This window comes from Pseudoxanthomonas suwonensis (assembly GCF_000972865.1).
GTDB lineage: Bacteria > Pseudomonadota > Gammaproteobacteria > Xanthomonadales > Xanthomonadaceae > Pseudoxanthomonas > Pseudoxanthomonas suwonensis_B.
In genome coordinates, this window is sequence record NZ_CP011144.1 from 2811221 (window position 1) to 2836871 (window position 25651).

Annotated in this window: 5 protein-coding genes; 3 read left to right on the top strand and 2 right to left on the bottom strand. The window is 71.5% G+C overall.

Annotated elements, in window-relative coordinates:
- The first annotated feature begins 177 nt into the window (after positions 1-177).
- Genes WQ53_RS11640 through WQ53_RS11650 form a run of 3 tightly spaced genes read left to right on the top strand, consistent with a single transcriptional unit; the run spans position 178 to position 21483 of the window.
- Positions 178-19038, top strand: a complete 18861-nt coding sequence (locus WQ53_RS11640) for a leukotoxin LktA family filamentous adhesin (RefSeq protein ID WP_052632571.1) — start codon at positions 178-180, stop codon at positions 19036-19038.
- On the top strand, positions 19035-20675 hold the full coding sequence (locus WQ53_RS11645) for a ShlB/FhaC/HecB family hemolysin secretion/activation protein (RefSeq protein ID WP_144409316.1): 1641 nt from the start codon (positions 19035-19037) through the stop codon (positions 20673-20675). The genes WQ53_RS11640 and WQ53_RS11645 overlap by 4 nt, the downstream gene beginning before the upstream one ends.
- A 37-nt stretch (positions 20676-20712) precedes the next feature.
- Positions 20713-21483: a SapC family protein gene (locus WQ53_RS11650; protein ID WP_052632575.1), complete on the top strand. Its 771-nt coding sequence runs from the start codon at positions 20713-20715 to the stop codon at positions 21481-21483.
- A 49-nt stretch (positions 21484-21532) separates the two neighbouring features.
- Here the strand turns inward: WQ53_RS11650 and recQ are convergent, their stop codons facing one another.
- Positions 21533-23392: a DNA helicase RecQ gene (gene recQ / locus WQ53_RS11655; RefSeq protein ID WP_052634057.1), complete on the bottom strand. Its 1860-nt coding sequence runs from the start codon at positions 23390-23392 to the stop codon at positions 21533-21535.
- A 614-nt stretch (positions 23393-24006) separates the two neighbouring features.
- Complete coding sequence (locus WQ53_RS11660; protein ID WP_052632577.1) at positions 24007-25215, bottom strand: NAD(P)/FAD-dependent oxidoreductase; 1209 nt, start codon at positions 25213-25215, stop codon at positions 24007-24009.
- Positions 25216-25651 lie beyond the last annotated feature (436 nt).

The window sequence follows — 25651 nt, forward strand, 5'->3', positions numbered from 1 at the left end:
CATGCCCGGCGGGAACACGCCGTGCCGTCCGCCGGGGAGGCGGGGGCACGACGCTGCCGTGGCCGGTTGCGGCCTGCGGCGCGCGCCTGAACTGAGCCAGACACCCCGCATCTCCCGAGCGGCCCGGACTGGCCGCGCCCCATCGACAGGCGCTCGCGCCTGGCCACAGGACCCGCCATGAACAGCAACGGCCATTCCCGGACGTCCCGCAACGGCAACCGCAGCGCGCAGGCGCTGAAGCCGAACCGCCTGACGATGGCCCTGCTGGCAACCTGGGGCGCGTTGCCGGCCGCGGCGCTGGCCGCCAACAACATCACCCTGACCGAGCGCAGCCCGGGGGTCACCGACACCGCCACCACGATCACCCCGCGCGGCGGCAATCCCAACGTCACCGACATCAGGACCACCACGGTCCGCGGCAACTCCGGCTTCAACTCGTTCGGCCACTTCACCGTCGGCGACGGCAACACGGTCAACCTCTACGTGCCCGGTGGCGCCAACAACCTGGTCAACCTGGTCCACCTGAGCGCGCCGACCATCAACGGCACCCTCAACGGCCTGCTCGAGTCCAGCGGCAAGGTCGGCGGCAACATCTTCTTCGCCAGTTCGCACGGCTTCGTGGTCGGCGGCACCGGCGTGGTCAACGTCGGCGGGCTGCTGGTGACCACGCCCAGCAGCAGCAGGATGCAGGAGCTGCTGCGGGTCGCCAACGGCACCGACACGGTCGACAACAACCAGCTGGTGCTCGACCTGCTCGCCGGCAAGTACGACGGAGGCAGCGGCGCGGCGACCATCGACGGCATCGTCAACAGCGCCGGCCGCGTCGACCTGTTCGCGGCCTCGGCCACGGTCGCCTCCACCGGCGCGGTCAACGCTGGCGCGCGGGTGTTCGACGCCACGGTCAACACCGACGGCAGCCTCGACGTGAGCGCCGCGGTGCGCCAGGACGGCGGCATCCGCATCGTCGCCAACGACTCGGTCGAAGTCAGCGGCGTGCTGCGCGCGCTGATGGCCGACGACGGAGGCGCGGTGGTCGAGGTCGCCGGCAAGGCGATCGAACTCAAGGGCAGCGCCAGTATCGACACCGGCGCGGCGCTGGCCGGGCGCGACGGCGGCGACGTGACCCTGGAGGCGCGCTCGATCAAGCTGTCCGACACATCGAAGGTGGTGACCCGGGCCGGTGGCGCCGGCAACGCCGGCGACATCGTCCTCAACGCCTATAGCGACGTCAGCTGCACGTTCTGCGGCGGCGACGCCGGCGACACGCAGACCATCGACGACCTGGCCGACGGCCTGAAGACCCAGGCCAGCCCGCTGCTGCAGGCCAAGAACGGCAAGGCCGAAGTGGTGATCGCCGCCGGCGCGGCGCTGGACGCCGGCCATGACGGCGGCAGCGGCCAGGCCGGCGACGTGACCGTGCAGGCGTTCGCCTTCGACCGGCAGCTGGCCGGCTACGCCGAGGCGACCAGCTCGATCAAGGTCGACGGCCGCATCACCGGCCGCGATATCACCCTGCGCGCGGCCAGCGACGCCTACGTCTCCAGCGACCTGCTCAACAACCTGCTCAACACCGGTGGCCTGGCCTCGGACCTGGCCGCGCTGGTACAGGATCTGGGCGAGGCGGACGCGTGGGCGAAGGTGTTCCAGACCCTGGGCGAGTCGTTCGACTACGGCGAGTCGGGCATCACTGCCGAGAACCTCTCGCTGAACCCGGAGAACTACAGCGAGCTGAGCGTCCTGCTGCCGTACGTGTCGTTCATCATCGCCAAGGCCAACGCCGACGTCACCATCGGTGCCGGCGCGGTGCTGGACGCCTCGCGCAACATCGACCTGCAGGCCGACAGCACCCGCCTGGTGCAGGCCTCGACCTTCTCGCTGCCGTTCGTCAACAAGAAGATGCCGTTCAATTTCGGCCTGGCCTACGGCCGCATCGACGGCACCACCAAGGTCGACGTGCGCAGCGGCGCCGAACTGATCGCCGGCGGCGACCTGGACATCCGGGCGCTGAGCAACGACACGCTCGAGGTCACCGCCACCTCGGTCAACAACCACGACGCCAACGGCAACACGCTCACCACCATGGGCATCGCCTTCAGCATGGCGCACAGCGACATCACCACCGAGGCGACGGTGGCCAAGGGCGCGCTGCTGGACGTGGACGGCGACGTCACCGTGGCCGCGCTGACCGAGCAGGAGCTGTCCAACAGCGCCGAGTTCAAGGCGATCGGCGACGGCGCCACCGGCGGCCCGGCGATCGCACTGACCCTGTTCAACAGCAAGACCCGCGCGGTGTTCGACGCCGACCTGTCCGGCGCGACCGACCTGTCGGTGTCGGCGACCAACCTGGTCCACGGCCAGAGCAACAGCTCGTCCGTGCAGGTCGGCAAGAGCGCGCTCGACCACCTCAAGAAGCAGGTGATGGGCAGCTCGCAGGTCAAGGGCGTCACCGACGCGCTGACCAACAAGGTCAAGTCGTTGTTCGGCATGAAGCCCAGCACGGACAAGGACACCACCTCGACCGACAGCAAGTTCCGGCTGGCCTCGGCGCTGGCGATCGGCATCTCCGACCACCAGGCCGAAGCGGTGATCGGCAGCGGCAACACCGCGCCGGTCATCGACGTCACCGGCAACCTGAGCGTGCAGGCGTTGCAGCGCCAGGCCTCGATGCACAACAGCGCCGACAGCACGGTCAATGCCGATGCCGACAAGGACGACGGTTCCAAGGTCTCGATCAGTATTGCCGCTGCCTACGACCAGACCAGCCAGCAGACCCGGGCGATCGTCGGCGACGGCAGCCGCCTGACCGCCGCGCGGATCGGCGTCGGCGCACGCAACGAGCAGCTGCTGGACCTGGGCGACATCACCAAGTGGAGCTCGATGTCGGACATCTTCGGCAACCTGAAGACGATCGCCGGCAGCCTGCCGGACATCCCGGGCGAGATCTCCACCTCGTACGCCAACTCGACCAGCGAGAGCGAGGACTTCGGCCTGGCCGGCTCGGTCGCGGTCAGCTACCACGCGCTCGACGCCACCGCCTGGGTCGGCGACGGGGTGAGCCTGACCAGCACGGCCACCGACGGCGGTGCCTGGAGCAGCAAGCCGCTGCTGGGGCTCAAGCCGTTCTACGACGACCAGGGTGACCCGGACGAGGACCGCGAGGCACTGCGCAACCTGCAATGGGACTGGGACGCCTCGCTGGCGGTCCAGGCCGACACCCTGGTCGAGCAGCTGTCGATCGCCGGCAACCTGTGGTGGACGCTGTTCAACGTCGGCGCCGACGGCGACGACGGCAAAGCGGTGGGTGGCGGCGTCAACGTGCAGGTGGTGACCAACCGCAGCGTAGCCGGCATCGGCGCCAACGGCAGCGTGGAATCCGAGGCGGTCGACGTCTCGGCGCGCCAGGACGAACTGATCATCGGCATCAGCCCGTCGGCGGGCTCGGGCACCAGCGTGGCCGGCAACGGCGCGGTGGTGGTCGGCGTGGTCGGTTCCAACGTCAATGCCTCGATCCACCAGAGCACGGCGGTGACGGCCGGCCAGGTCGGTGTATCGGCCAGCCACGACATCGGCCTGTGGAGCGCGGCCGGCGCGCTGGCGGTGTCGCAGGAGACCAGTATCGGTATTGGCGTGGCGGTCAACGTGCTGACCACCGACGTGCAGGCGCTGGTCGGGAACAACAACGCCACCGATGGCGACGGCGACAACCGCTGGCGTCCGGACGCGCTGGGTGCCGGCGCGGCGGGCAGCGGGAACGCCGGCTGGAACGTCGACGAGGTGCTGGTCGACGCCAAGAGCTCGGGCCAGAGCGGCGCCTTCGGCGTCGCAGGCGCGCTGTCGCGCAGCGAACAGGAGCAGGAGAAGCAGGACGAGGCCACCAGCAACGACGGCGGCGCCGGCAAGGGCGGCACCGACCTGCTCAGCGGCGAGGGCGTGAAGCTGCTGGGCAAGTTCGCGCTGGCCAAGCTCGGGCTGTACGACGGCCTGGCCACCGCGGTCGAATACGGCGGCAAGATCAAGGATGCGCTGACCGAGACCACCGACAAGGTCAAGGGCCCGCTCGACGGCGCCGGTTCGGCGGCCGACAAGCCCGAGAACCAGATCGCCGGCGCCGGCTCGGCCTCGATCAACGTCTCCGGGCAGAACACCCGCGCCACCGTCAGCGGCATCACCATCGATCCGCGCACCGCGGGCGCCGGCAGCGACGTCACCGTGCTGGCACTGAACCAGACCAACCAGTTCAGCGGCGCCGGTGCCGGCGCGCTGACCCTGGCCAGTGGCCCGAAATCCGACCGCAGCTCGGCGGTGGCCGGGGCGATCGCCTACAACCACCTGTTCAACACCACCGAGGCGCTGGTCGACGGCGTCACCTTCAACGACAGCGACTCGCTGACCGTGCAGGCGGCCAGCGGCGGCGACCAGATCGCGCTGGGCCTGGGCCTGGCCGTGTCCACCGGCGGCAACGACAACACCGCGGTCGGTTTCTCCGCCTCCGGCGGTGCGATCACCAACACCACCCGCGCGGCCGTGGTCGACAGCCAGGTCAACCAGCGCGACGACGCCGGCAGCGCGCAGACCATCGAGGTATCGGCCTACGACCGCACCCGCGCGCTGCTCGGCGGCGGCGCGTTCGCCGGCACCTCCGGCAGCGGCACCAGCGCCGGCGGCTCGCTGGTGATCGGCTACTTCGGCAACCAGCTGCAGGCCGAATGGCTGGGCAGCCGGGCCACCGGCTTCGACAGCTTCGACGTCGGCGCCTTCAGCGCCACCCGGATCCTGGCCGGCGCGATCGCCGGCGCGGTGTCGGCCGGCAGCGACAGCACCGCCGGCGCCGGCTCGATGTTCGTGCTGATCGTCGACAACGAGGTCACCGCCAAGGTCGACCGCAGCGACGCCACTGACCACTCCTCGCTCGAGGGCGGCGACGTGGAGGTGCGCGCCAGCAGCGTGGCCGGCATGGGCGCGCTGGACGCGCAGTTCGACAGCGCCGCGGCCGCGACGCTGTCCGCCAGCGGCCTGGACCTGGACGGCGGCAGCACGGTCGCCGGGATCGAGGTGGAGCAGTCCACCGACGACAGCCTGTTCGGCGGCGCCGACGACACCAGCACCACCCACAGCCTGTTCGACGGCGTCCCGGCGGGCGAGGCCATCCTCGGCATCGCCGGCAGCCTCTCGCTGTCCAACGGCAAGGCCGTGGGCATCTCGGCCGGCGGCATCTACACCGGCAGCGACTACACCGCCTCGGTGGCCAACACCGACGTCAAGCTGTCCGGCGACCTGGACGTGCACGCGCGCAACAGCACCGAGGCGCTGGCCGCCGCGGTGTCCGGCGCGCTGGGCAACGGCGACAACGCCATCTCCGGCTCGATCGCCGCGATCATCGCCCGCGGCACGGTCAACGCGACCGTCGACATGGGCGGGCGCGCGCCGCTGGAAGCCGACGACCTGCGGGTCACCGCGACCAAGGGCGGCGGCGCCTACTCGCTGGCCGGCAACATCACCGGCAGTGCCGGCGCCAAGTCGATGGGCGGTGCGTTCAGCGTCAACGACCTGGAGCAGGGCACCCACGCCGAGGTCAGGGGCGGCAGCTACCAGCTCGGCGGCGACGCCACGATCGGCGCGGCCCAGCAAAGCCATGTCATCACCGCGGCCCTGTCCGGCAGCGTCTCGCTCAGCGACCTGGCCATCGGCGGCGCCGGCACCTTCAACCGCATCGCCGACACCACCACCGCGGCGCTGAGCAATGCCATGCTGGACGCGCGCAACTTGTCGGTGACCGCCAGCCAGCCTGGCCTGGGCGCGCAGATCTGGTCGCTGGCCTTCAACCTGGCCGCCAGCGGCGGCGGCAGCGGCGTGGGCGGCGCAGTAGCAATAAACCTGATCGACGCCGAGCGCACCGCCAAGGTCAGCGGCAGCACGGTCAACCTCAGCGGCGACGCCACCCTGGCGTCCTCACTGGACGGCGAGATCTGGGGTTTCGCGGTCGATGTGGCCGGCGGCAGCGGCAACGGCGTCGGCGGCTCGATCGTGGTCAACAACATCGACGGCAGCGACACCGTGCTGGTCGAGAACAGCAACATCACCACCACCGCGGCCGACGGCGAGCTGCGGCTGGACGCGGCCGCCGGCAACGGCCTGATGATCGCCTCGCTCACCGGCTCGATCAAGGGCGGCGGCAGCAACGCGGTCGGCGGTGCGATCTCGGTCAACCGGATCGGCGCCAACCGCAGCGCGCTGGTCCGCAACGGCGCGTCTAACACGATCTCCGGCTTCGGCGACGTGTCGCTGCTGGCCGGTGCGCAGCAGGACATCTACGCGATCGCGGTCGCCGGCGGCGGTGCCGGCAACGTGGCGGTGAACGGTTCTTCCACCAGCAACATCCTGGAGGGCACCGAGCGCGCGGCGGTGGAAGGCGGCAGCATCGAGGCCGGTTCGCTGCGGGTGTCGGCGGCCGAAGGCGACCGCACCATCTGGAGCCTGGGCGGCGCGGTCAGCGGCGCCGGCAGCGTCGCGGTGGGCGTGGCCAACGCCAACAACATCATCCTGGCCAAGCGCCAGGCCGAAGTGCGCGGTGCGGCGCTGACCCTGGACGGGGCGCTGGAACTGGAAAGCGGTGGCGACGCGCACATCCGCTCGGCGGCGGTCGGCGGCGGCGGTGCCGGCAGCGTGGCGGCCGGCGCCTCGGTCGCGATCAACGTGATCGAGGGCGAGGAATCGGCGGTGCTGGCCGACAGCACCGTGCATTCGGCCGCTTCGGTCAAGGTCGACGTCACCCGCGGCGAGGCGGACATCAAGACCCTGGCCGGCAACGTCCAGGGCGCCGGTGCCGGCGCGGGCGCCGGTGCGGTGGCGATCAGCACCATCGGCCAGAAGCGCGAGGCCCGGATCAGCGGCACCACCCTGGACGTGGGCAGCGGGGCGGTCGACGTGCTCGCCGCGACCCATGCGCGCATCGACACCCTGGCGGTGTCCGGTGCCGGTGCGGGCACCGGCGCCGGCGCGTTCTCCAACACCAGCAACAACATCGCGGCGCGTACCCAGGCGCTGGTCCAGAACAGCGGCGGCGACGCGGGCAACGTCAGCGTCCGCGCCAGCGACGATTCCGAGATCAACGCGATCTCCGGCGGCGTGGCCGTGGCCGGCGTCGCCGGCGCCGGCGTGGGCACGGCGATCAACCGCATCGACAGCGAGATCGAAGCCGCATTGACCGGTACCCGCGGTGCCGGCTGGAACGTGACCAACCTGGCGATCGACGCCGACTCCTCCAGCGACATCCTGTCGGTGGCCGTGGGCGGCGGCGGTGGCGGTGTCGCCGGCGTGGGCGCGGCGGTGGCCACCAACCTGGTCACCACCCGCAGCAAGGCGCACGCCAGCGACGGGGCCAAGGTGGTCGCGCAGCACAACATCGGCATCAGCGCGAGCAACCACGACAGCATCCTCGGCATCGGCGCCGGCATCGCCGGCGCCGGCAGCGCCGCGGTCGGTGCCTCGGTCACGGTCAACCTGATCGAGAGCCAGACCAGCGCCTACATCGCCGGCAGCGCCACCGAGGTCAGCGCGCTGGGCAGGAGCACCAGCGACCGGATGACCATCGACAGCGGCGCGCTGCTCGGCGCGCCGGGCGACGGCCATGACTGGTTCGACCAGTCCAGGGTCGAGGCCAGCCACGGCGACGACGAAGAGTGGATCGGCGGCGACCTGTTCAACCCGGCCCCGGGCCTGGCGATCGGCCAGCGCAGCTTCACCGGCCTGGCGGTGCAGGCCAGCAGCGTGCAGCAGGTGGGCCAGCTGTCGCTGGCCGCGGCGGTCTCGGTGGTGCCGCTGGGCGGTGCCTCGGTGGCCGGCTTGTTCAACACCAGCGTGCTGGGCGGTTCGACCGAGGCCTACATCGATTCGGCGCGGATCAACCAGGCCGCCGGCGCCGGCGGCGCGCAGGACGTGCACGTGGGCGCGGCCAGCCATGGTTTCAGCGCCAGCTACGAGGCCAGCCTGGGCGTCTCGGCGGGCTGGGCCGGCATCGGCGCGGCCGTCGACGTGCTGGTCAACCAGCGCGAAACGCGCGCGCGCGTGAACGGCGCCACCCTGGACAGCGTGGGCGCCACCACGGTCGAGGCGGAATCGACCCAGTACGCCAGCAGCGTGGTCGCGGCCGCCGGCGGCGGCGTGGTCGGCGCGGCGGCGGCGGCGCAACTCAGCATCCTCAAGGGCACGACCGAAGCCGTCGTCGGCGGCGGCAGCCGCCTGGACGTGGGCTCGCTGTCGGTCGATGCATCGGCGCTGCAGGTCATCGCGCCGAACGTGGCCACCCTGGCCGGCGGTGCCGGCGCGCTCGGTGCCGGCTTCGGCATGGTCTACAACCAGAGCACGACCCGCGCCTGGGTCGGCGAGCCGCTTTCCGCGCCGGGCTCGGCACTCAATACCACGATCGACGCCGGCGCCGTGGACATCTCGGCCGAGAACACCACGCGCCTGCAGATGCTGGCGCTGGGCATCGCCGGCGGCGGCGCGGCGGTGGCCGGCACCGCGACGATCGCCATCGTCGAGACCGTGACCGAGGCCGGCGCCAGCCAGGCCGACTTCGGTTCGGCCGGCAACCGGATCGATTCCCTGGACATCTCCGCCAGTGACCGCCTGCAGGCCAGCACCACGGTCGGCTCGGCGGCGGTCGGCGGGCTGTCGGTCGGCGCCAGCGCCAACGTGCTGGTGGCCAACAGTGCCACCCGCGCGCTGCTGGACCGCAGCAGCGTGCATGCCAACGGCGACGTCGGCATCGACGCGCAGCGCACCACCGACATCACGATGAACACCGTCACCGGTTCCGGCGGCGCAGGCGTCGCGCTGGGCGGCAGCATCGGCCTGCTCGTGCTCGGCTCCGGCGCCTCGACCCAGGTCAGCGAGGAAGGCGAATCGTTCGACCCGATGGGCGAGCTCAACAGCGGCGGCAACGGCACCCTGTCCACGCTGGATGGCATCGGCAGCGGCAACCGGGTCGAGGACATCACCTACGAGGATTACGTCTACAACTCCGTGACCCAGCAGTACGAGCGGGTCGAGCGCACCGATGCGGCATCGAAGAACAAGCTCAACGCCAGCAGCAAGGCCACCGCGGGCGACCGCCTGCAGGCCTCCGCGCCGGCCAGCTACCGGCACGAGACCGTCGCCCGGGTGGTCGACAGCACGGTGGTGGCCGGCGGCGATGCCGGCGTGACCGCCGCCGACCGGCTGCAGTCGAGCAACCTGGCCGGCAACGTGGCCGTGGGCGGCCTGGCCGGCGTCGGCATCGGCATGGGCCTGACCTTCTCCAACGCCCAGGTCAAGGCCGAGGTGCTGGGCGGAAGCCTGCGCGCCGACGACGTGACCGTGAGCGCGCAGTCGCTCGACCTCGGCACGGCGCCGGCGGTCACGGTGAAGGCCGAGAGCGGCGCGGCCGGCGGCTTCGTCGGCGCAGGCGCCGCGGTCGGCGTGGCGGTCGTGGACAACCGCGTCAACACCACCCTGGGCGGCCACATCGACGCCGCCGGCACCTTGACCGGTCGCGCGCGTGACGCGCAGGACATCCGCGTCGACGCGCTCGGCGCCAATGTCGGCGGCGCCGCCGGTGCCGGCGTGGTGATCGGCGTGGCCAAGCACGACAGCCGGGTGCGCCTGGACGTGGCGCCGGATGCGGTGCTCGAAGCAGGCAACATCGACCTGGCCAGCGTGTCGGAATCGGCGGTGAGCCTGGTCGGGCGCGGCGGCTCCGGCGGCATCCTGGCCGGCGTCAACGCGACCATCCTGGTCGCGCGCGACGACAGCGATTCGCGCCTGACCGTGGGCGAGCGCGCCCAGGTCTCGGCCGACGGCGCGCTGTCGCTGGCCGCCGAGGCGCGGCCGCACGTGGATCTCTACAGCGAGGGCGTGGCCATCGGTGGCCTGCTCTCGGCCGGCGGCACCATTGCCGTGGCCGACGTCACCTCCGATGCCGCGCTCGACCTGCGCAGTGGCGCGCGCCTGGCCGCACGCGACGCCAGCCTCGCCAGCCGCATCGGCCTGAACGCCGGCCGCGACAGCGCCCGGGTCGAGGGCTATGGCGTCAGCGGCGGTGCCGGCGTGGCGGTGAATGCGGTGGTCGCCACCGCCAGAAACCAGAGCAGCAGCCGCCTGACCAGCGCCGGCAACGTGGTGTTCGAGGGCCGGGGCGGCCAATGGGACCTGGTCGCCTCGACCGATACGCGCCAGCGCGCATACACCACCGGACGTGCCGGTGGCCTGATCACGCTGGGTGCGCACGTGGCCGACGCCACCGCCTACGCCACCACCGAGGCGCTGGTGAACGGGCTGTTCACCGGAAACTTCGGCGGCATGGGCGTCAGCGCCAGCGCCTCGGTCGACAACCAGGCCGAGGCTTCCGCCGGCCAGGGCGGCCTGGTCAGCGGCGCCGCCTCCAGCGCCAGCACCCGCGACGACAGCACCACCCGCGCCGAGCTGTACGCGCGCGGGTTCGGCGGCGGCGCGGCCGCCCTCGGCGACCTGAGGCTGTCGGCGCTGCACCGCTCCGCCTTCAACGCTTTCGTCGACAGCACCAGCGCGGCGGTGCTGGGCATGAGCGGCGCCTGGGCGAAGAACACCGTCGACCTGGACACCTATGCACGGCTGCTCGGCGGTTCGGACGTCGTGGCCACGCGCTACGACCAGAGCGCCCGCAACGAGGCGACCAAGGTGGCCAGTTCGAAGTACAACGTCCAGTCCGGCTCGGGCGGCGTGTTCGACGCGGCCGCGGCCAGCAGCAGCAGCGAGCTGTACCTGGATGCGCAGAGCACGATCGGCGACGGCGCCAGGCTGGCGCTGTCCGGCGACTGGCGCGCGCCGGAGAAGCTGGTCGTGCAGGCCTTCAACAAGGTCCATGCGCGCGACCGGACCAAGCTCGACAGCGGCGGCGCGATCGCCATCGCCGACGCCGAATCCAAGATCGACGTGAAGCAGGCCGACGCCACCGTCTCGATCGGCAGCGGCGCCGACCTGTACAGCATCGGCGACCTGGTGCTGTCGGCCAGCGGCCACTACGACATCGACACCAGCGCCAACGCCAAGACCTGGGGCCTGGCTGGCGCGGCGATGGGCGAGAGCCTGTCGCGGGTGGACGCCAACCACGACGTGCGCGTGGCCGGCGGCAACAGCCAGCTGTTCGCCTACGGCGACCTGAAGCTCTACTCGGGCTTCGACGCGGCCGGGGTGATGAACAAGGCGATCCTCACCGCCCGCACCGACCTGTGGAACAACACCGCCTTCCCGGTGGTCAACGATCCGGTCGCGGTGGCCGAGTACATCCGCGACTCGAACCTGATCCTGGCCAGCGGCAGCAACGGCCGCGCGGTGGGCGACGTGCACGCCTGGGCCGGCCGCGGCTACTCGGTGCTGACCGCCGAGGGCACCGGCAAGGACCTGTACCGCGAAGGCATCGGCGCGGCGCTGGGCCTGTCGCTGGACATCCGCAGCGGCGACACCAACAACGGCGGCCTGGCCCTGGTCCGCGCCGACGGCATCCTGGACTCGGGCATCTACCACAAGCAGAAGCTGACCGTCACCGGCCTGCGCTACTTCATCGACGGGGTCGAAGTCACCGACTTCAGCACGGTCAACGCCGGCACCACCGGCACCCTGACCGTGGAGCCGATCGTCACCGACATCACCGAGGGCGTGACCTACCGGGTCAAGAGCGGCGAGTACTCGCAGCTGATCAGCGCGCGCATCGCCGAGTTGCGCACGCGGATCGCCAACTACGGCCTGTCGCCGATCGAGAAAGCCGCATTCCAGGCCGAGCTGGGCCTGCTCGAGCGTACCCTGGCCAACATCTACGCCAAGCTGGGCGGCGACCCGAGCAACGGCGTCTCGCTGCCGAACGAACTGAAGATCTGGATCCTGGAAGTCGACCCGATCCAGGCCCGGCCCGGCAACATCATCGTCAAGGCCGATGCGCTGACCGGCAGCGGCACCCTGAGCGCGCCGGGCGACGCGCGCATCGACATCCTCAACCAGAGCCAGCTGTTCCTCGACCTCAAGGGCCTGGAGATCCCGGACCGCGAGGGCGGGCAGCTGCTGTTCAACGACGCGCGGGTGGCCAGCAACGCCGAGATCACCGCGGCCAACCGCTTCGGCCTGGGCGCCGGCTTCTCCTCGATCCAGACCGCGCTGACCTCGCCGGCCCCGGCGATCACCGTCGAGAACACCTACAACCCGGCCACCGGCATCGCGGACAGTTCCGGGCTCAAGGCGCCGGCCCCGGACATCCTGGTCAGCGGCCGGATCTTCAACCGGCGCGGCAGCATCGACCTCACCGCCGCCTACGGCAGCATCCGCGCCGAGGCCGACATCCGCGGCCAGAGCGTGAACATCAGCGCCGGTCAGGATTTCATCCTGACCAACATGGAAGGCTTCACCCACATCGGCGGCGATCCGTCGTCCAACAACAGCGGTGGCCAGCTGACCGCGCCGAACTCGGCCACGGTGGCCGGACACAACGTGGTCATCAGCGCGCTGTACCTGAACATCAACGGGCTGGTGCAGAGCGGCGTGGCCGACTGGTCCATCACCATCAACGAGTCCGACCTGGCCAGCCTGGATGCCCGGCGCTTGGCCTGGAAGCTCGGCGGACCGGCGGTGGTGCAACTGGTGACCACCGACGCGCGCACCGGCCGGATCGGCTACAGCTACGACTTCCGCAGCGAAAGCCTGGTGCTGGACCAGGTGGAGATCGGCGGCGGCTACATGGAGTTGACCGGCCACATCCTCAGCACCGGCAACGGCCAGCTGCGGGTGCTCGACGGCTACAGCCAGGTCCGGGTGGTCAACAACACCATCCGCGACCTGAGCATCAGCGGCATCGACCTGGGCAACGGGGTCGAGGGCCAGCTCAAGATCAACGACATGGGCCGCATGGGCGACGACCGCGTGTGGACGACCATGTACACCTACAACAACGGCAAGGTGCAACGCTACGAGGGCGCGCACGGGCAGGCGCTGGGCCTGGTCTCGGAAACCAACGGCCGCAGCGCCCAGTACGACGTGACCGACGGCCGCACCTATGTCTGGCTGCAGGGCAACGACCGCACCGACACCAACACCCGGGTCGAGTACTGGGACGAGTTCTGGGGCTTCATCCCCACCGGCGACGGCACCGAGCTGAGCAACAGGACCGTGCGCGGCGAGAGCACGCCCATCCCCGGCGCCGAGTACATGGGCTCGGCATCCAACGCGTACCGCATCGACTTCACCGCGGTGCAGAACGAGTTCCTCCGGCTGCTCGGCCTGGACAGGTTCGGCGATGCGATCGCGCTGTTGAACGCCGCCAACCAGGCGCACGCCACCGGCAACGCCTCCTCGCCGCTGCTGGCGCCGTACCTGGTGTGGCTGAACAGTCCCGGCGCGGTGATGTCGCAGGTCAACGAGCCGGCCTTCCAGACTTCCGCGCCCGAGGTCATCGACCGCTACAACGGCGGCTACTGCCTCAAGCACTTCATCTGGTGCCAGGTCTACCGCACCACCCGCACCACCGTCACCCAGACCGGCCTGAAGGAGATCAACCGCTACACCACGCTGGCCGACTCGCCGATCGCGATCAACTTCATCGGCTACGACGCCGGCCGCATCGACCTGACCTCGAACGGCAATGTCACCCTGCTCGGCTCGATGTTCAACGACAGCGGCAACACCACGGTGCGGGTCAACCAGGGCAGCCTGACCCAGGCCGGCGACAACATCGTCAGCACCGCCAAGGTGCTGGACATCGCCGCCCGCGACGGCATCGGCGACGCCGCCCAGGCGCTGCGCGTGCAGGCCGAGAACGCGCTGTCGGCGTACAGCTCGCACGGCGACATCGACCTGCAGGCGGTCAACGGCGGGGTCAACCTGCAGCGGCTGCAGGCCGACCGTGGCGACGTCACCCTGCTCGCGCAGGGCGACATCACCAGCAGCAACGGCGCCACGGTCATCGGGCGCTCGATCGGCCTGACCTCCACCCATGGCAGCATCGGCAGCGCCGCTGCGCTGCTGAACCTGGACACCGGCAGCAACGCGCAGTCGCTGTTCAGCGCCGATGCGGTCGGCGGCGTGTTCGTGCAGGAGACCAACGGCGACCTGTGGGTGGACCGCATCCGTGCCGGCGGCGACGTGCACGTCAAGGTGCGCAACGGCGACCTGCTCGACGGCAACACCCAGGTCGCGTTCGAGGAGCGCTCGCTCGACGAGCTGCGCGCGCTGTGGTCGAGCATGGGCCTGACCGGCGCGGACGCCGACGCGGCCCTGGCCGAGCAGAAGCAAACCCTGGAGCGGGCCGGCCAGCAGCGCTACGCCCGCTACTGGCAGATGCGCAACCTGCGCAATGTCGGCGGCAACTGGGTGTTCGACGCGTTCGACGAGAACCAGGCGCAGTTCAGCGCCGACCAGGTCGCCGGAATGCGCGCGCTGGGCTGGGACGACGCGACGATCGCCGCCCGGCAGGCCGAACGCACCGCCGAGTTCCGCAACCTGCACGCCGAGTTCGGCGGCTCGGCCTACGACTCGGGCTACGCCTACGCGCTGTCGGCTTCCGACCTGCTGGCGCTGGAGTCCACCTCGCACTGGACCGAGGACGAGCTGCGCTATTCGATCTCCGCCAGCCTGCTCAACCGCGGCCACGGCGGTTCGTCGGTGATCGAAAGCATCAACATCGAGGGCCGCGACGTCACCCTGGAGGCGAACCGGATCGGCCGCCTGCTCGACGACGACGTGATCATCGACCTGCGCCTGGGCCCGGCCGGCATGACCACCGAGCAGCGCGCCGCGCTGGCCCGGGCCGAATACGACGACATCTACTTCGACGACGATACCAACCCGACCCTGATCCGGATCGTCCAGCGCGACGACGTCAACGTCCGCGCCAGCCGCGACCTGCGCGCCACCGCCAACGGCGACATCTACCTGGGCGGCGACCGCGATTTCAACATCTACGACGTCAACGGCCGCACCGTCCAGATCAAGACCGATGGCAGCATCACCAGCTCCAACGGCGACAACGTGGTGCTGCGCGGCCACGACGTGGTGCTGGAGGCGGCCGGCGGCACGATCGGCGGCGGCGCCACCGGCGACGGCGCCCTGCACACGCAGGTGACCGGCGACCTGACCGCGCGTGCCCGCGTGCTGGACCTGGTCAACCACGGCGACCTGAGCATCCAGCGCCTCACCGGCACCGATGCGCTGCGGCTGCGCGTGCTGGGCAACCTGTCCGCTGCCACCCAGCTGGGCGAGAACCTGCTCGGCGGCAGCGTCGACCTGGCGGTGACCGGCAGGGCCGGCAGCGCGGCCTCGCGCATCCAGATCGGCACCGGCGGCCTGGCCGACCGCATCAACCTGGACATCGGCGGCGATGCCTGGATCGGCGGCCTGCAGGGCGCGGGGTCGCAACCCGGCGTGCTGCGCATCGGCAGCGCCAATGTCGGCGGCATGCTCGACATCGGCCAGACCACCGACCTGTGGCAGTACGGCCACTGGCAGGTCGGCGGCCTGGTGCTGGACCTCAACAACCTGTGGCGGATGATGGCCGGTACCTCGCTGCAGGCGGAGCACGGCATCTTCGCCCGCGTCGACGGCGACGCCGAGCTGGCGGAGGTGGAAGCCGGCGGCGACGGCGCCTCGATCGACATCGAGGCCTACCGCCTGCTGGCGTCGCACGACGGCGCGCAGTGGCGCGCCGACGGCCTGCTGCGGCTGCGCGCCGCCGGCGGCGACATCGGCCAGGCCTCGCGCCCGGTCACCCTGGGCGCCGAGCGCCTGGACGTGGCCAGCGCCACCGGCCAGCTGTACCTGCACCTGCTTGGCGGGATCCTCGACGGCTCGCTGCGCAGCGCCGGCAGCCAGTGGCTGACCAGCCTGGGCGACGTGTCGCTGGCCGAAGTCGACAGTGGTGGCGGCGACGTGACCCTGCGCGGCACCGGCGTGGTGTCGATCGACACCCTCGGCGCGCACGGCCGGCTCGACCTGCAGGGCCAGGACCTTGTGCTGGGCAGCGGCGAGAGCCGCACCGGCGACCTGCTGGTCGACGTCTCCGGCAGCTTCATCGCCGGCGCGCTGCGCTCCGGCCGCGACTGGACGCTGGACGCGGCAACGGCCGACATCGGCGGCGCCGACATCGCCCGCGATGCAGACCTGCGGGTGGGCGACCTGCGCCTGGGCGACCTGGCGGTCGGTGGCGACTGGACGCTGGGCGCGGCAACGGCCGACATCGGCACGGCGGATGCGGCCGGTGATGCCCACCAGACCGTGGGCGTGTTGACCCAGCAGCAGCTGACCGTCGGTGGCGACTGGACGCTCGATGCCGGTGAGGCCGACATCGTGCGGGCCACGGTGCAGGGCGATGTCCGCCAGCAGGCCGGTCGCCTCGGCATGGACACGCTGGCGGTCGGCGGCAACTGGCAGCTGGCCGGTGGCGATGCGGTGATCGCCACGGCCGACGTTGGCGGTTCGGCGACGCAGGACGTGGATACGCTGCAGCTGGGCGACCTGGCGGTGGGCGGTGATTGGACGCTGGACGCGACCACGGCCGACATCGGTACGGCCGACGTGGCCGGCGATGCACGCCAGACGGTGGGCGCGCTGGCCCAGCAGCAGTTGACCGTCGGTGGCGACTGGACGCTCGATGCCAGCGAAGCCGACATCGTGCGGGCGGCGGTGCAGGGCGACGTCCGCCAGCAGGCCGGCCGCCTCGGCATGGACACGCTGACGGTGGGCGGCAACTGGCAACTGACCGGTGGCGATGCGGTGGTCGAGCAGGCCACGGTCGCCGGCGAAGTCGATGTCGCGCTGGCCGGCGACCTGTCGCTGGGCACGCTCGATGCGCGCTCCACCAGGATCGCGGCCGGCAACGCCTCGCGCATCGGCCGGCTGGGAATCGACGGCGACCTGTCGCTGGCGGTCGTGAACAACCTGGTCCTGGGACGCGCCAGCGTCAGCCACGACGCGGTGCTGCGCCACACCGGCGCGGCCGGCCAGCTCGCGTACGGTGAACTGGTCGTGGGCAACACGCTGGACGTCGCCGGTGCGGGCGACTGGACCGGCGGCACCGCGACCGCCGGCTCGGACGTGCGCTTCGACGTCGGCAGCGCCGATCTGCAGCGACTGGAAAGCCTCGGCGGCGACCTGCTGCTGGCGGCGCAGCGCCAGTTCGTCGCCGGCGCGCTGGCCACGCCCAGCGGCCGCATCGACCTGGTCGCCGGCAACGCGACGATCGATGCCGCCGACGCGGCCGGGACGCTGGACGTGCACGTCACCGGCGGTCCGCTGCGGATCCTGCACGGCCACAGCGGCGGCAACCTGACCCTGACCGCCGAACCCGGTTCGCTGGCCGAGATCCACTTCGGCACGCCGGCCGATCCGGACGCGGCCGACGGGCTGGCCACCGCGCACCTGAAGTCGGGCGCCGACATCCTGGTGCGCACCGACGGCGACCTGTACGGCGGCAACGCCGAGGCCGAAGGCCTGGTCACCCTGATCGGCCGCAACATGCGGCTGGGCCGGGTGGAGAGCCTGCAGGGCGACGTGTTCCTGCAGGCGGAGCAGGACATCTGGGGCCTGCGCGTGGAAGCCAGGGGCGACGTCGGCATCGTCGCCGGCGGCAACCTGGACATGCCCGACGTGCGCTTCGGCGGCACCTATTCGCTCAAGGCCGGGCGCGACCTGACCGTCGGCATCGGCGGCGACCTGAACGTGCGCGGTGTCGCCGAGGCCGGGCGCGACCTGACCTTCAACGTCGGCGGCAATGTCGACCTGGCAGCGGTCAAGGCCGGACGCAACGTGCTGGTCGACGCCGGCGGCGGCATCCACCTGGACGAGGGCGTGGACGCCGGCGGCAATGTCGACCTGGTCGCGCGCGGCGGCGACATCAGCAGCGGCGGCGTGATCCGCTCCAGCGGCCAGCACGAGGGCCAGCCGACCAGCGGGCAGATCCGCCTGCTGGCCAGCGGCGACGTGGACGTGGCGGCGCTGCAGGCCGATGCCGGCGACATCGCCGTCGACGGGCGCAGCCTGAGCATCGGCTCGCTGCTGGCCAGCGGCGACATCGACCTGCTCGGCCGCGGCTTCATCCACGTCGGCAGCAGCCGCAGCGGCGGCAGCCAGGACTGGCGTGCGGACGGCGACATCGCCTTCGACGAACTGCTGGCCGGCGCCCAGGCCTACCTGGACAGCCTGCTCGACACGCGCGGCCGGCTGCTGTCGGCCGCTGGCGGCGCGGTGGTCAACGCCGGCTGGCGCAACGGCCAGGCCAGCGAGGCGACGGTGTGGTTCGACCAGGTCTTCGCCCCGACCCTCAGCGTGCACTCGGGCAACCGGATCCACGTCGGCGACGCCAACCTCGGCCAGGCCGCGGACCTGCACGGCCGCGACATCGAGCTGTACGGGCGGCATACCGGCAGCGGCAGCCTGAACCTGTGGGTCGAGGGCATCGACTCGCCGGCGGCCGACCGCTTCGACGCGGTGATCGACGCCGGTGCGATCCTGCTGCCGCGGCTGTTCGCGGTCGACGCCACCCTGCGCACCACCGCCGACCTGGTGGTGATCGAGGACGCGCAGCACGTCGACTACCTGCGCCTGCACACCGCCAACGCCAACGTGCTGATGGACAACACCACGCCGCTCCACCAGCCCGGCGCCGACGTGCAGCTGTACGAGCTGGACAAGGCCTTCCAGCTGCGCCAGGAGGGCCTGGTGTCGACCACCAACGCCTACGTCGTGCACCGCCGCTACACCCACCAGGTGCTGGTACCGAACTTCCATGCGCCGCACCTGGACACGCCGCTGGAGTTCCAGCGCAGCAGCGGCGCCGGCTACAGCGAGCAGCACCTGTCGGCGGCGTTCACCGAGCAGCGCCTGGGCGGGCTGGAGTCGCTGCTGTTCCTGGGCGGTGAAGCGCCGGAAGGTTGGGAGCTGTCGTGGGGCGCCACGCCCGCCGGGGAGCGCATGCACCTGGACGGCGACGGATCCGAAGGCAATGCAACGGAAGAAGAACGCAACCTGGGAGCGATGCTGTGGTGAATTCGACGGGATACGGATCGCGCCTGGCCATCGCGGCCGCGCTGTGGTGCATGGGCGGGCTGGCGCTGGCCCAGGTCGCGCCGACGCTGCCGGGGCAGGTCAGCCCGGTGCTGCAGCGCGAGCAGCTGGAGCAGCAGCAGCGCCAGCGCGAGATGGAGGAGCGCGCGCGCCAGGTGCAGGTGCCGGCGCTGAGGGGCGAGGCGATCGAAACCCAGGCGTTGCCGGACCAGGACGTGGTCTTCGTCCTGCAGCGCATCCGCTTCAGTTCCTCGGCGTTCCTGCAGGCGCCGGAGCTGGAGGAGCTGGCCCGGCCCTACCTGGGCCGCGAGCTGCGCTTCGCCGACCTCAACGGCCTGCTGGCCCAGATCAACGCGCTGTACGAGCAGGCTGGCCAGCTCACCGCGCGGGCGATCATCCCGCCGCAGGCGATCGAGGATGGCGAGCTGCGGGTGGTGCTGGTCGAGGCCAAGGTGGACGAGGTGGACTGGCAGGGCCGGCAGTGGGTCGACCCGGCGTTCTACGACCGCCGTATCCGGCTGGAACAGGGCCAGATGCTGGACAGTCCGCAACTGATGGCCGACATCCAGCGCTTCAATGCGACCTCGCCGGGGCCGCAGGTCAGCGCGGGGCTGTCGCCGGGTCGTACTTTCGGCACCTCCCGGGTCACCCTGCAGGCGCACGAGCCCGCGCGCCTGCAGTGGCTGGCGTTCGCCAACAACTACGGCAACCAGGGCAGCGGCCGCGAGCAGCTCGGTGGCAGCCTGACCTGGTTCTCGCCCAGCGGCGCGGCCGACAGCCTCACTGCGCTGGTGGTCGGGACCTCCGATTCGACCTTCGGCAGCCTGCGCTACGCCCGCCCGGTCAACCGCCACAACGGCATGGCCTGGGTCGAGGCCGGCGCCAACACGATGAAGATCACCGAGGGTCCGTACGCGGACCTGGACATCGAGGGTGACTCGCAGGTCTATTCGGCCGGCTACGAGCATCCGTGGTGGCTGGGGCCGAAGTGGCTGCTGCGCGCCGGTACCGGCTACCAGCGGCAGGCCGCCGAGACCACGGTCGAGGGCCTGCCGCTGAGCGACACCGACATCGGCGAGTTCTTCGTCACCGGCACCGCCGAATACCGCGGCGCGCCCTGGTACGCGCGCTACGACCAGCGCGTGCGCCGCGCCTCGGCCGACAACGACATCAGCGGCGAGAGCGGCGGCTACACCCTGCTCAACGGCACCGGCATGCTCCAGCGCGCGATCGGCGACCTGTATGCCGTCAACGGCCGCCTCGCCTGGCAGTACGCCAGCGATCCGGGCAAGCTGCCGGCCTCGCTGTACTTCCAGCTCGGCGGCATCGCCAGCGTGCGCGGCTACGACCCGGGCGTGATTTCCGCGCCGCGCGGTGTGGCCGCCAACCTGGAGTTCTCGCGCCGCTTCGGCGAGCGCTGGCAGGCCTTCGTCTTCTACGATTACGGCCTGGCCACCGAACTGGGCACCCGCGACGTCGATCTGCAGGGCGCGGGCGTGGGCCTGAACCTGGACTGGAACCGGCATTTCAGCGCCAGCCTGGTCGCGGCCAATGCGCTGAACGACGTGGTCCCGGACCAGGACAACAACCAGGTGCTGCTGCAGATCATCCTGCGCTGAGCACCACGCCCCATCGGAAACACGGAGACCGCACGCCATGTCCAACCAGTTGTTGCTGTACCGGCAGATCACCGCGCTCAACCGCGACACCCACCGCCAGCTGCGGCTGCGCCAGGCCGAGGACGCGCGCTTCGCCGCCTCGACCCACCTGGTGCCGCTGGCCGGGGTGGAGTTCTTCCAGGCCGCGCGCCACTACCCGATCCTGTTCGTGGGCGAGGGCGCCAACGCCTCGCCGATCGCGCTGCTCGGCCTGGCCGCCGGCCACAACGGCTTCGTCGGCGAGTCCGGGCAGTGGCAGCGCAACGCCTACGTGCCGGCGTTCGTGCGCCGCTATCCGTTCGTGCTGGCGCAGGGCGACGAGGAGAACTTCACCGTCTGCTTCGACCGCGAGTTCCCCGGCTGGAACGAGCAGGAAGGCCAGGCCCTGTTCGATGACGAGGGCAAGAACAGCGCCTACCTGGACGAGATGATCCGCTTCCTGCACGGCTTCACCGCCGAGATGGAACGCACCCGCCAGTTCGTGGCCAAGCTGGCCGAGTTCGACCTGCTGGCACCGCGCAGCCTGCGCCTGGCCCACAGCGGCGGCGAGAGCTTCGTGCTCAGCGACTTCGTCGCGGTCGACGAGGAGAAGTTCCTGAAGCTGGCCGACAAGAAAGTGCTGGCGCTCAACAAGGCCGGCTACCTGGGCTGGGTCTATGCGCACCTGATGTCGCTGGGCAACGCCAACGAACTGTTCGAGCGGCACCTGGCCGGGAAGCCGTCCGCGGGCGCGGCCGACGCCGAGGCCGGCGAGGCGAAACGGCACTGACCGGGCGGTGGGGTGCCCGGCCGGCCGAGGGGGCGGCCGGTCGGGCAACTCATCCCTGTTCGCGCACGACCTCGAGCACCGCCTCGCCGTAGCGGCCCAGCTTGCTGCCGCCCACGCCGCCGACCCGGGCCAGTTCCGAGACCGAGCCCGGGCGCAGCTGGGCGATGTCGCGCAGGGTGCGGTCGTGGAAGATCACGTAGGCCGGCACGTTCTGCTCGCGCGCCACCCGCGCGCGCCAGGCGCGCAGGCCGTCGAACAGCGGGCGGTCGCCGGCGTCCACGTGCAGGGTGCTCTCGCTGCGGCGCTCGCCCGGCTCGCCGCCACGGCCGCGCCCGGCCTTGCGCGCCGGCTCCTCGCGCAGGTGCACGGTCTGTTCGCCGCGCAGCACCGGCCGGGCGGCGGTGCCCAGGCGCAGGCTGCCGTGGCCTTCCGCATCCACCTCCAGCAGCCCGGCCACCACCAGCTGGCGGAACACGCTGCGCCAGGTACCGGCGTCCAGGTCGGCACCGATGCCGTAGGTGGACAACTCGTGGTGGCGGAACTGGCGCACCTTCTCGGTGTCGGCGCCACGCAGCACGTCGATCAGGTGCGCGGCGCCGAAGCGCTGGCCGGTGCGGTAGGCACAGCTCAGCGCCTTGCGCACGGCCTCGGTCGCGTCCCAGGTGCGTACCGGCTGCAGGCAGTTGTCGCAGTTGCCGCAGGCCTGCCCCGGCGAGGCGTCCGCCGCGCCGACAGGCACGTACTGCTCGCCGAACGCGGCCAGCAGCGCCTGCCGCCGGCACTGCGCCGACTCGCAGTAGCCCAGCAGCTGGTCGAGCTTGCGCCGCTCCAGCCGCTTGCGTTCCTCGCCCGCTTCGCCCTGCTCGATCATCTGCCGCAGCAGGACCACGTCGCCCAGGCCGTAGCCCATCCAGGCTTCGGCCGGCTCGCCGTCGCGGCCGGCGCGGCCGGTCTCCTGGTAGTAGCCCTCGATCGACTTGGGCAGGTCCAGGTGGGCGACGAAGCGCACGTCGGGCTTGTCGATGCCCATGCCGAAGGCGATGGTCGCGCACATCACGATGCCGTCCTCGCGCAGGAAGCGGCGCTGGTTCTCCGCGCGCGTGTCCGCCGGCAGGCCGGCGTGGTAGGGCAGGGCGGCGATGCCGCGGCCGGCGAGGAACTCGGCGGTCTCCTCGACCTTGCGCCGCGACAGGCAGTAGACGATGCCCGACTCGCCGGCGTGCCCGGCGAGGAAGTCGAGCAGCTGCCGGCGCGGGTTGTCCTTGTGCGCGACGCTGTAGCGGATGTTGGGCCGGTCGAACGAGCTGAGGAAGCATTCGGCCTCCTCCAGCGCCAGCCGCTCGGCGATCTCGCGCCGGGTGGGCGGGTCGGCGGTGGCGGTCAGGGCCACCCGCGGCACCTCCGGCCAGCGCTCGTGCAGCACGGTCAGTTCGCGGTATTCGGGGCGGAAGTCGTGGCCCCACTGCGAGACGCAATGGGCCTCGTCGATCGCGAACAGGGCGATGCGGCTGCGGTCCAGCAGCGACAGGAAGCGCGGGGTGAGCAGGCGTTCGGGGGCGACGTAGAGCAGGTCGAGGGTGCCGTCGAGCAGGCTCTGCTCGACCTGGCGCGCTTCGTCGGCATCCAGGGTCGAGTTGAGGTAGGCCGCGCGCACGCCTAGCTGGCGCAGCGCCTCGACCTGGTCCTGCATCAGCGCGATCAGCGGCGAGACCACCAGCCCGGTGCCTGCGCGCAGCAGCGAGGGGATCTGGTAGCACAGCGACTTGCCGCCGCCGGTGGGCATCAGCACCAGCGCGTCGCCACCGCCGGCCACGTGTTCGACGATGGCCTGCTGCTGGCCGCGGAAGGCGTCGTAGCCGAACACCCGGCGCAGCACCGCCGGCGCGGTGTCGTGCGGGGCATCGGCGATGCGCGGCGGCGGGTCGGAGAGTTGCTGCATGCGACAAGGATAGCGGTCGCGCCCGCGCATGGCGCTGAACCGCCTGCGTCAGCCCGGGTAGGAATCCGCCGTGATCCGTTGTAGGCGCACTGCCACGTGCATTGCCCACGGAACGTGCCGCGACCCGCACCTCCCCTGTAGGACCCCAGCTTGCTGGCGACCCGGGCGTCGGGATCATGAGGGCGTTGCCTGGGCCAGCGGCGTCGTGTCGCCGGCTGAACCCGGCTCCTACAACAGCCGCGCCGTTAACGCTCTCTGTAGGAGCTGACTTCAGTCGGCGACACGGGCGTCGGAACCACGAGGGTGTCGCCTGTGCCGGTAGCGTCGGGTCGCGGGCAAGCCCGGCTCCTACAACCGCCGCGTCGGCTCTTCTGTAGGACCCCAGCTTGCTGGCGACACGGGCGTCGGGAATGCGAGGGCGTCGCCTGGGCCAGCGGCGTCGGGTCGCCGGCTGAACCCGGCTCCTACAACAGCCGCGGCGCGTCCGCCTTCTGTAGGAGCTGACTTCAGTCGGCGACACGGGCGTCGGGACCACGAGGGCGTCGCCTGGGCCAACGACGCCGGGTCGCGGGCAAGCCCGGCTCCTACAGGCGGGCGAACGAGAACAGCGTCCCCAGCGGATGCAGGCGCCGCTCCACCGTCGCCCGCAGCAGGTCCGCGCCCAGCGCCGAGTAGGTGATGCCGTTGCCGCCGTAGGCCATCGCGAACAGCACCCGCGGCCCCCACTGCGGATGCGCGCCGAACCACGGCAGGCCGTCCTCGGTCTCGGCGAAGGTGCCGGCCCAGGCGAACGCCGGTTGCAGCGGCAGTTCCGGCAGCAGCTTGCGCGCCCGCTTCAGCAGCTTCACCGCCTTGGACATGACCTTGGCGTCGCGCCGCGCCGGGATGTCGATATCGTCGTCCTCGCCGCCGACCAGCAGGCGCCGGTCCGGCGTGGTGCGCAGGTACAGGTACGGGCGCGCGCTCTCCCAGGCCAGGCTGCCGAGCAGTTCGCCCAGCACCTGTGCCGGCAGCGGATCGCTGACCACCGCGTAGCTGCTGCGGTTGCGGGCGACCCGTTGGCGCAGCCAGCGCTGGCTCTCGTAGCCGCAGGCGATCACCACGTGCCCGGCGCGGACCTGGAACCCGGAGGCGGTGCGCAGCAGCGCGCGCCGCGAGGTCGTCCGCAGGTCGACGACCTGCTCGTGGTCGTGGACCGCCGCGCCGCTGCGGTACAGGCGGCGCAGCAGCCGCTGCGCCATGCGGTAGGGATCGACCTGGGCGGCCTGGCGGCTGAGGATCGCCGCCGGCGCGCGGAAGCCGTAGCCGGCCTCGATGTCGTCCGGCTCCCACCACTCCACTTCGATGCCGTGGCGCGCGCGCGCCTCGAACTCCTCGCGCATGCCGCGCACGTGCCAGCGGCGGCTGGCGTAGTACAGGCTGCGGCAGGGCGTGAACGCCACGCCGTCGAGACCGTCCGCGCGCTCGCGCAGCCAGTCGATCGCGTCCACGCAGGCGCGGTAGGCCAGCGACGCGTCGGCCTCGCCGTAGCGCTTGGCCAGGTCGACCAGGTGGGTGTCGATCTCGTACTGCAGCAGCGCGGTGCTGGCCGAGGTGCTGCCCCAGCCAATGTCGCGCTGTTCCAGCACCGCGACCGCGTGGCCGTGCGCGGCCAGCTCGTCGGCGATCAGCGCGCCGGTGATGCCGCCGCCGATCACGGCCACGTCGCAGTCCAGGTCGGCTGCCAATGGCGGCAGCGGCGCCGACAGGCCGCCCCGGATCGCCCAGAAGGGATAGCCGCTTTTCAGGTCCATGCCGGCCAGTCAAGCCGCCACCGGCGCACGACACCGTGAAGGACGCGGGTGCTTCCTGCAGGAGCCGGGTTCAGCCGGCGACACGGGCGTCGGAACCACGAGGGCGTCGCCTGTGCCGACGGCGTCGTGTCGCCGGCTGAACCCGGCTCCTACAACAGCCACGGCGCGCCCGCCTTCTGTAGGAGCTGACTTCAGTCGGCGACACGAGCGTCGGGACCATGAGGGCGTCGCCTGGGCCGACGGCGTCGTGTCGCCGGCTGAACCCGGCTCCTACAACAGCCGCCGCGCGGCCGCTCTTCTGTAGGAGCTGACTTCAGTCGGCGACAGGGGCGTCGGAAACACGAGGGCGTCGCCTGTGCCGATGGCGTTGTGTCGCCGGCTGAACCCGGCTCCTACAACAGCCGCCACGCGGCCGCTTTTCTGTAGGAGCTGACTT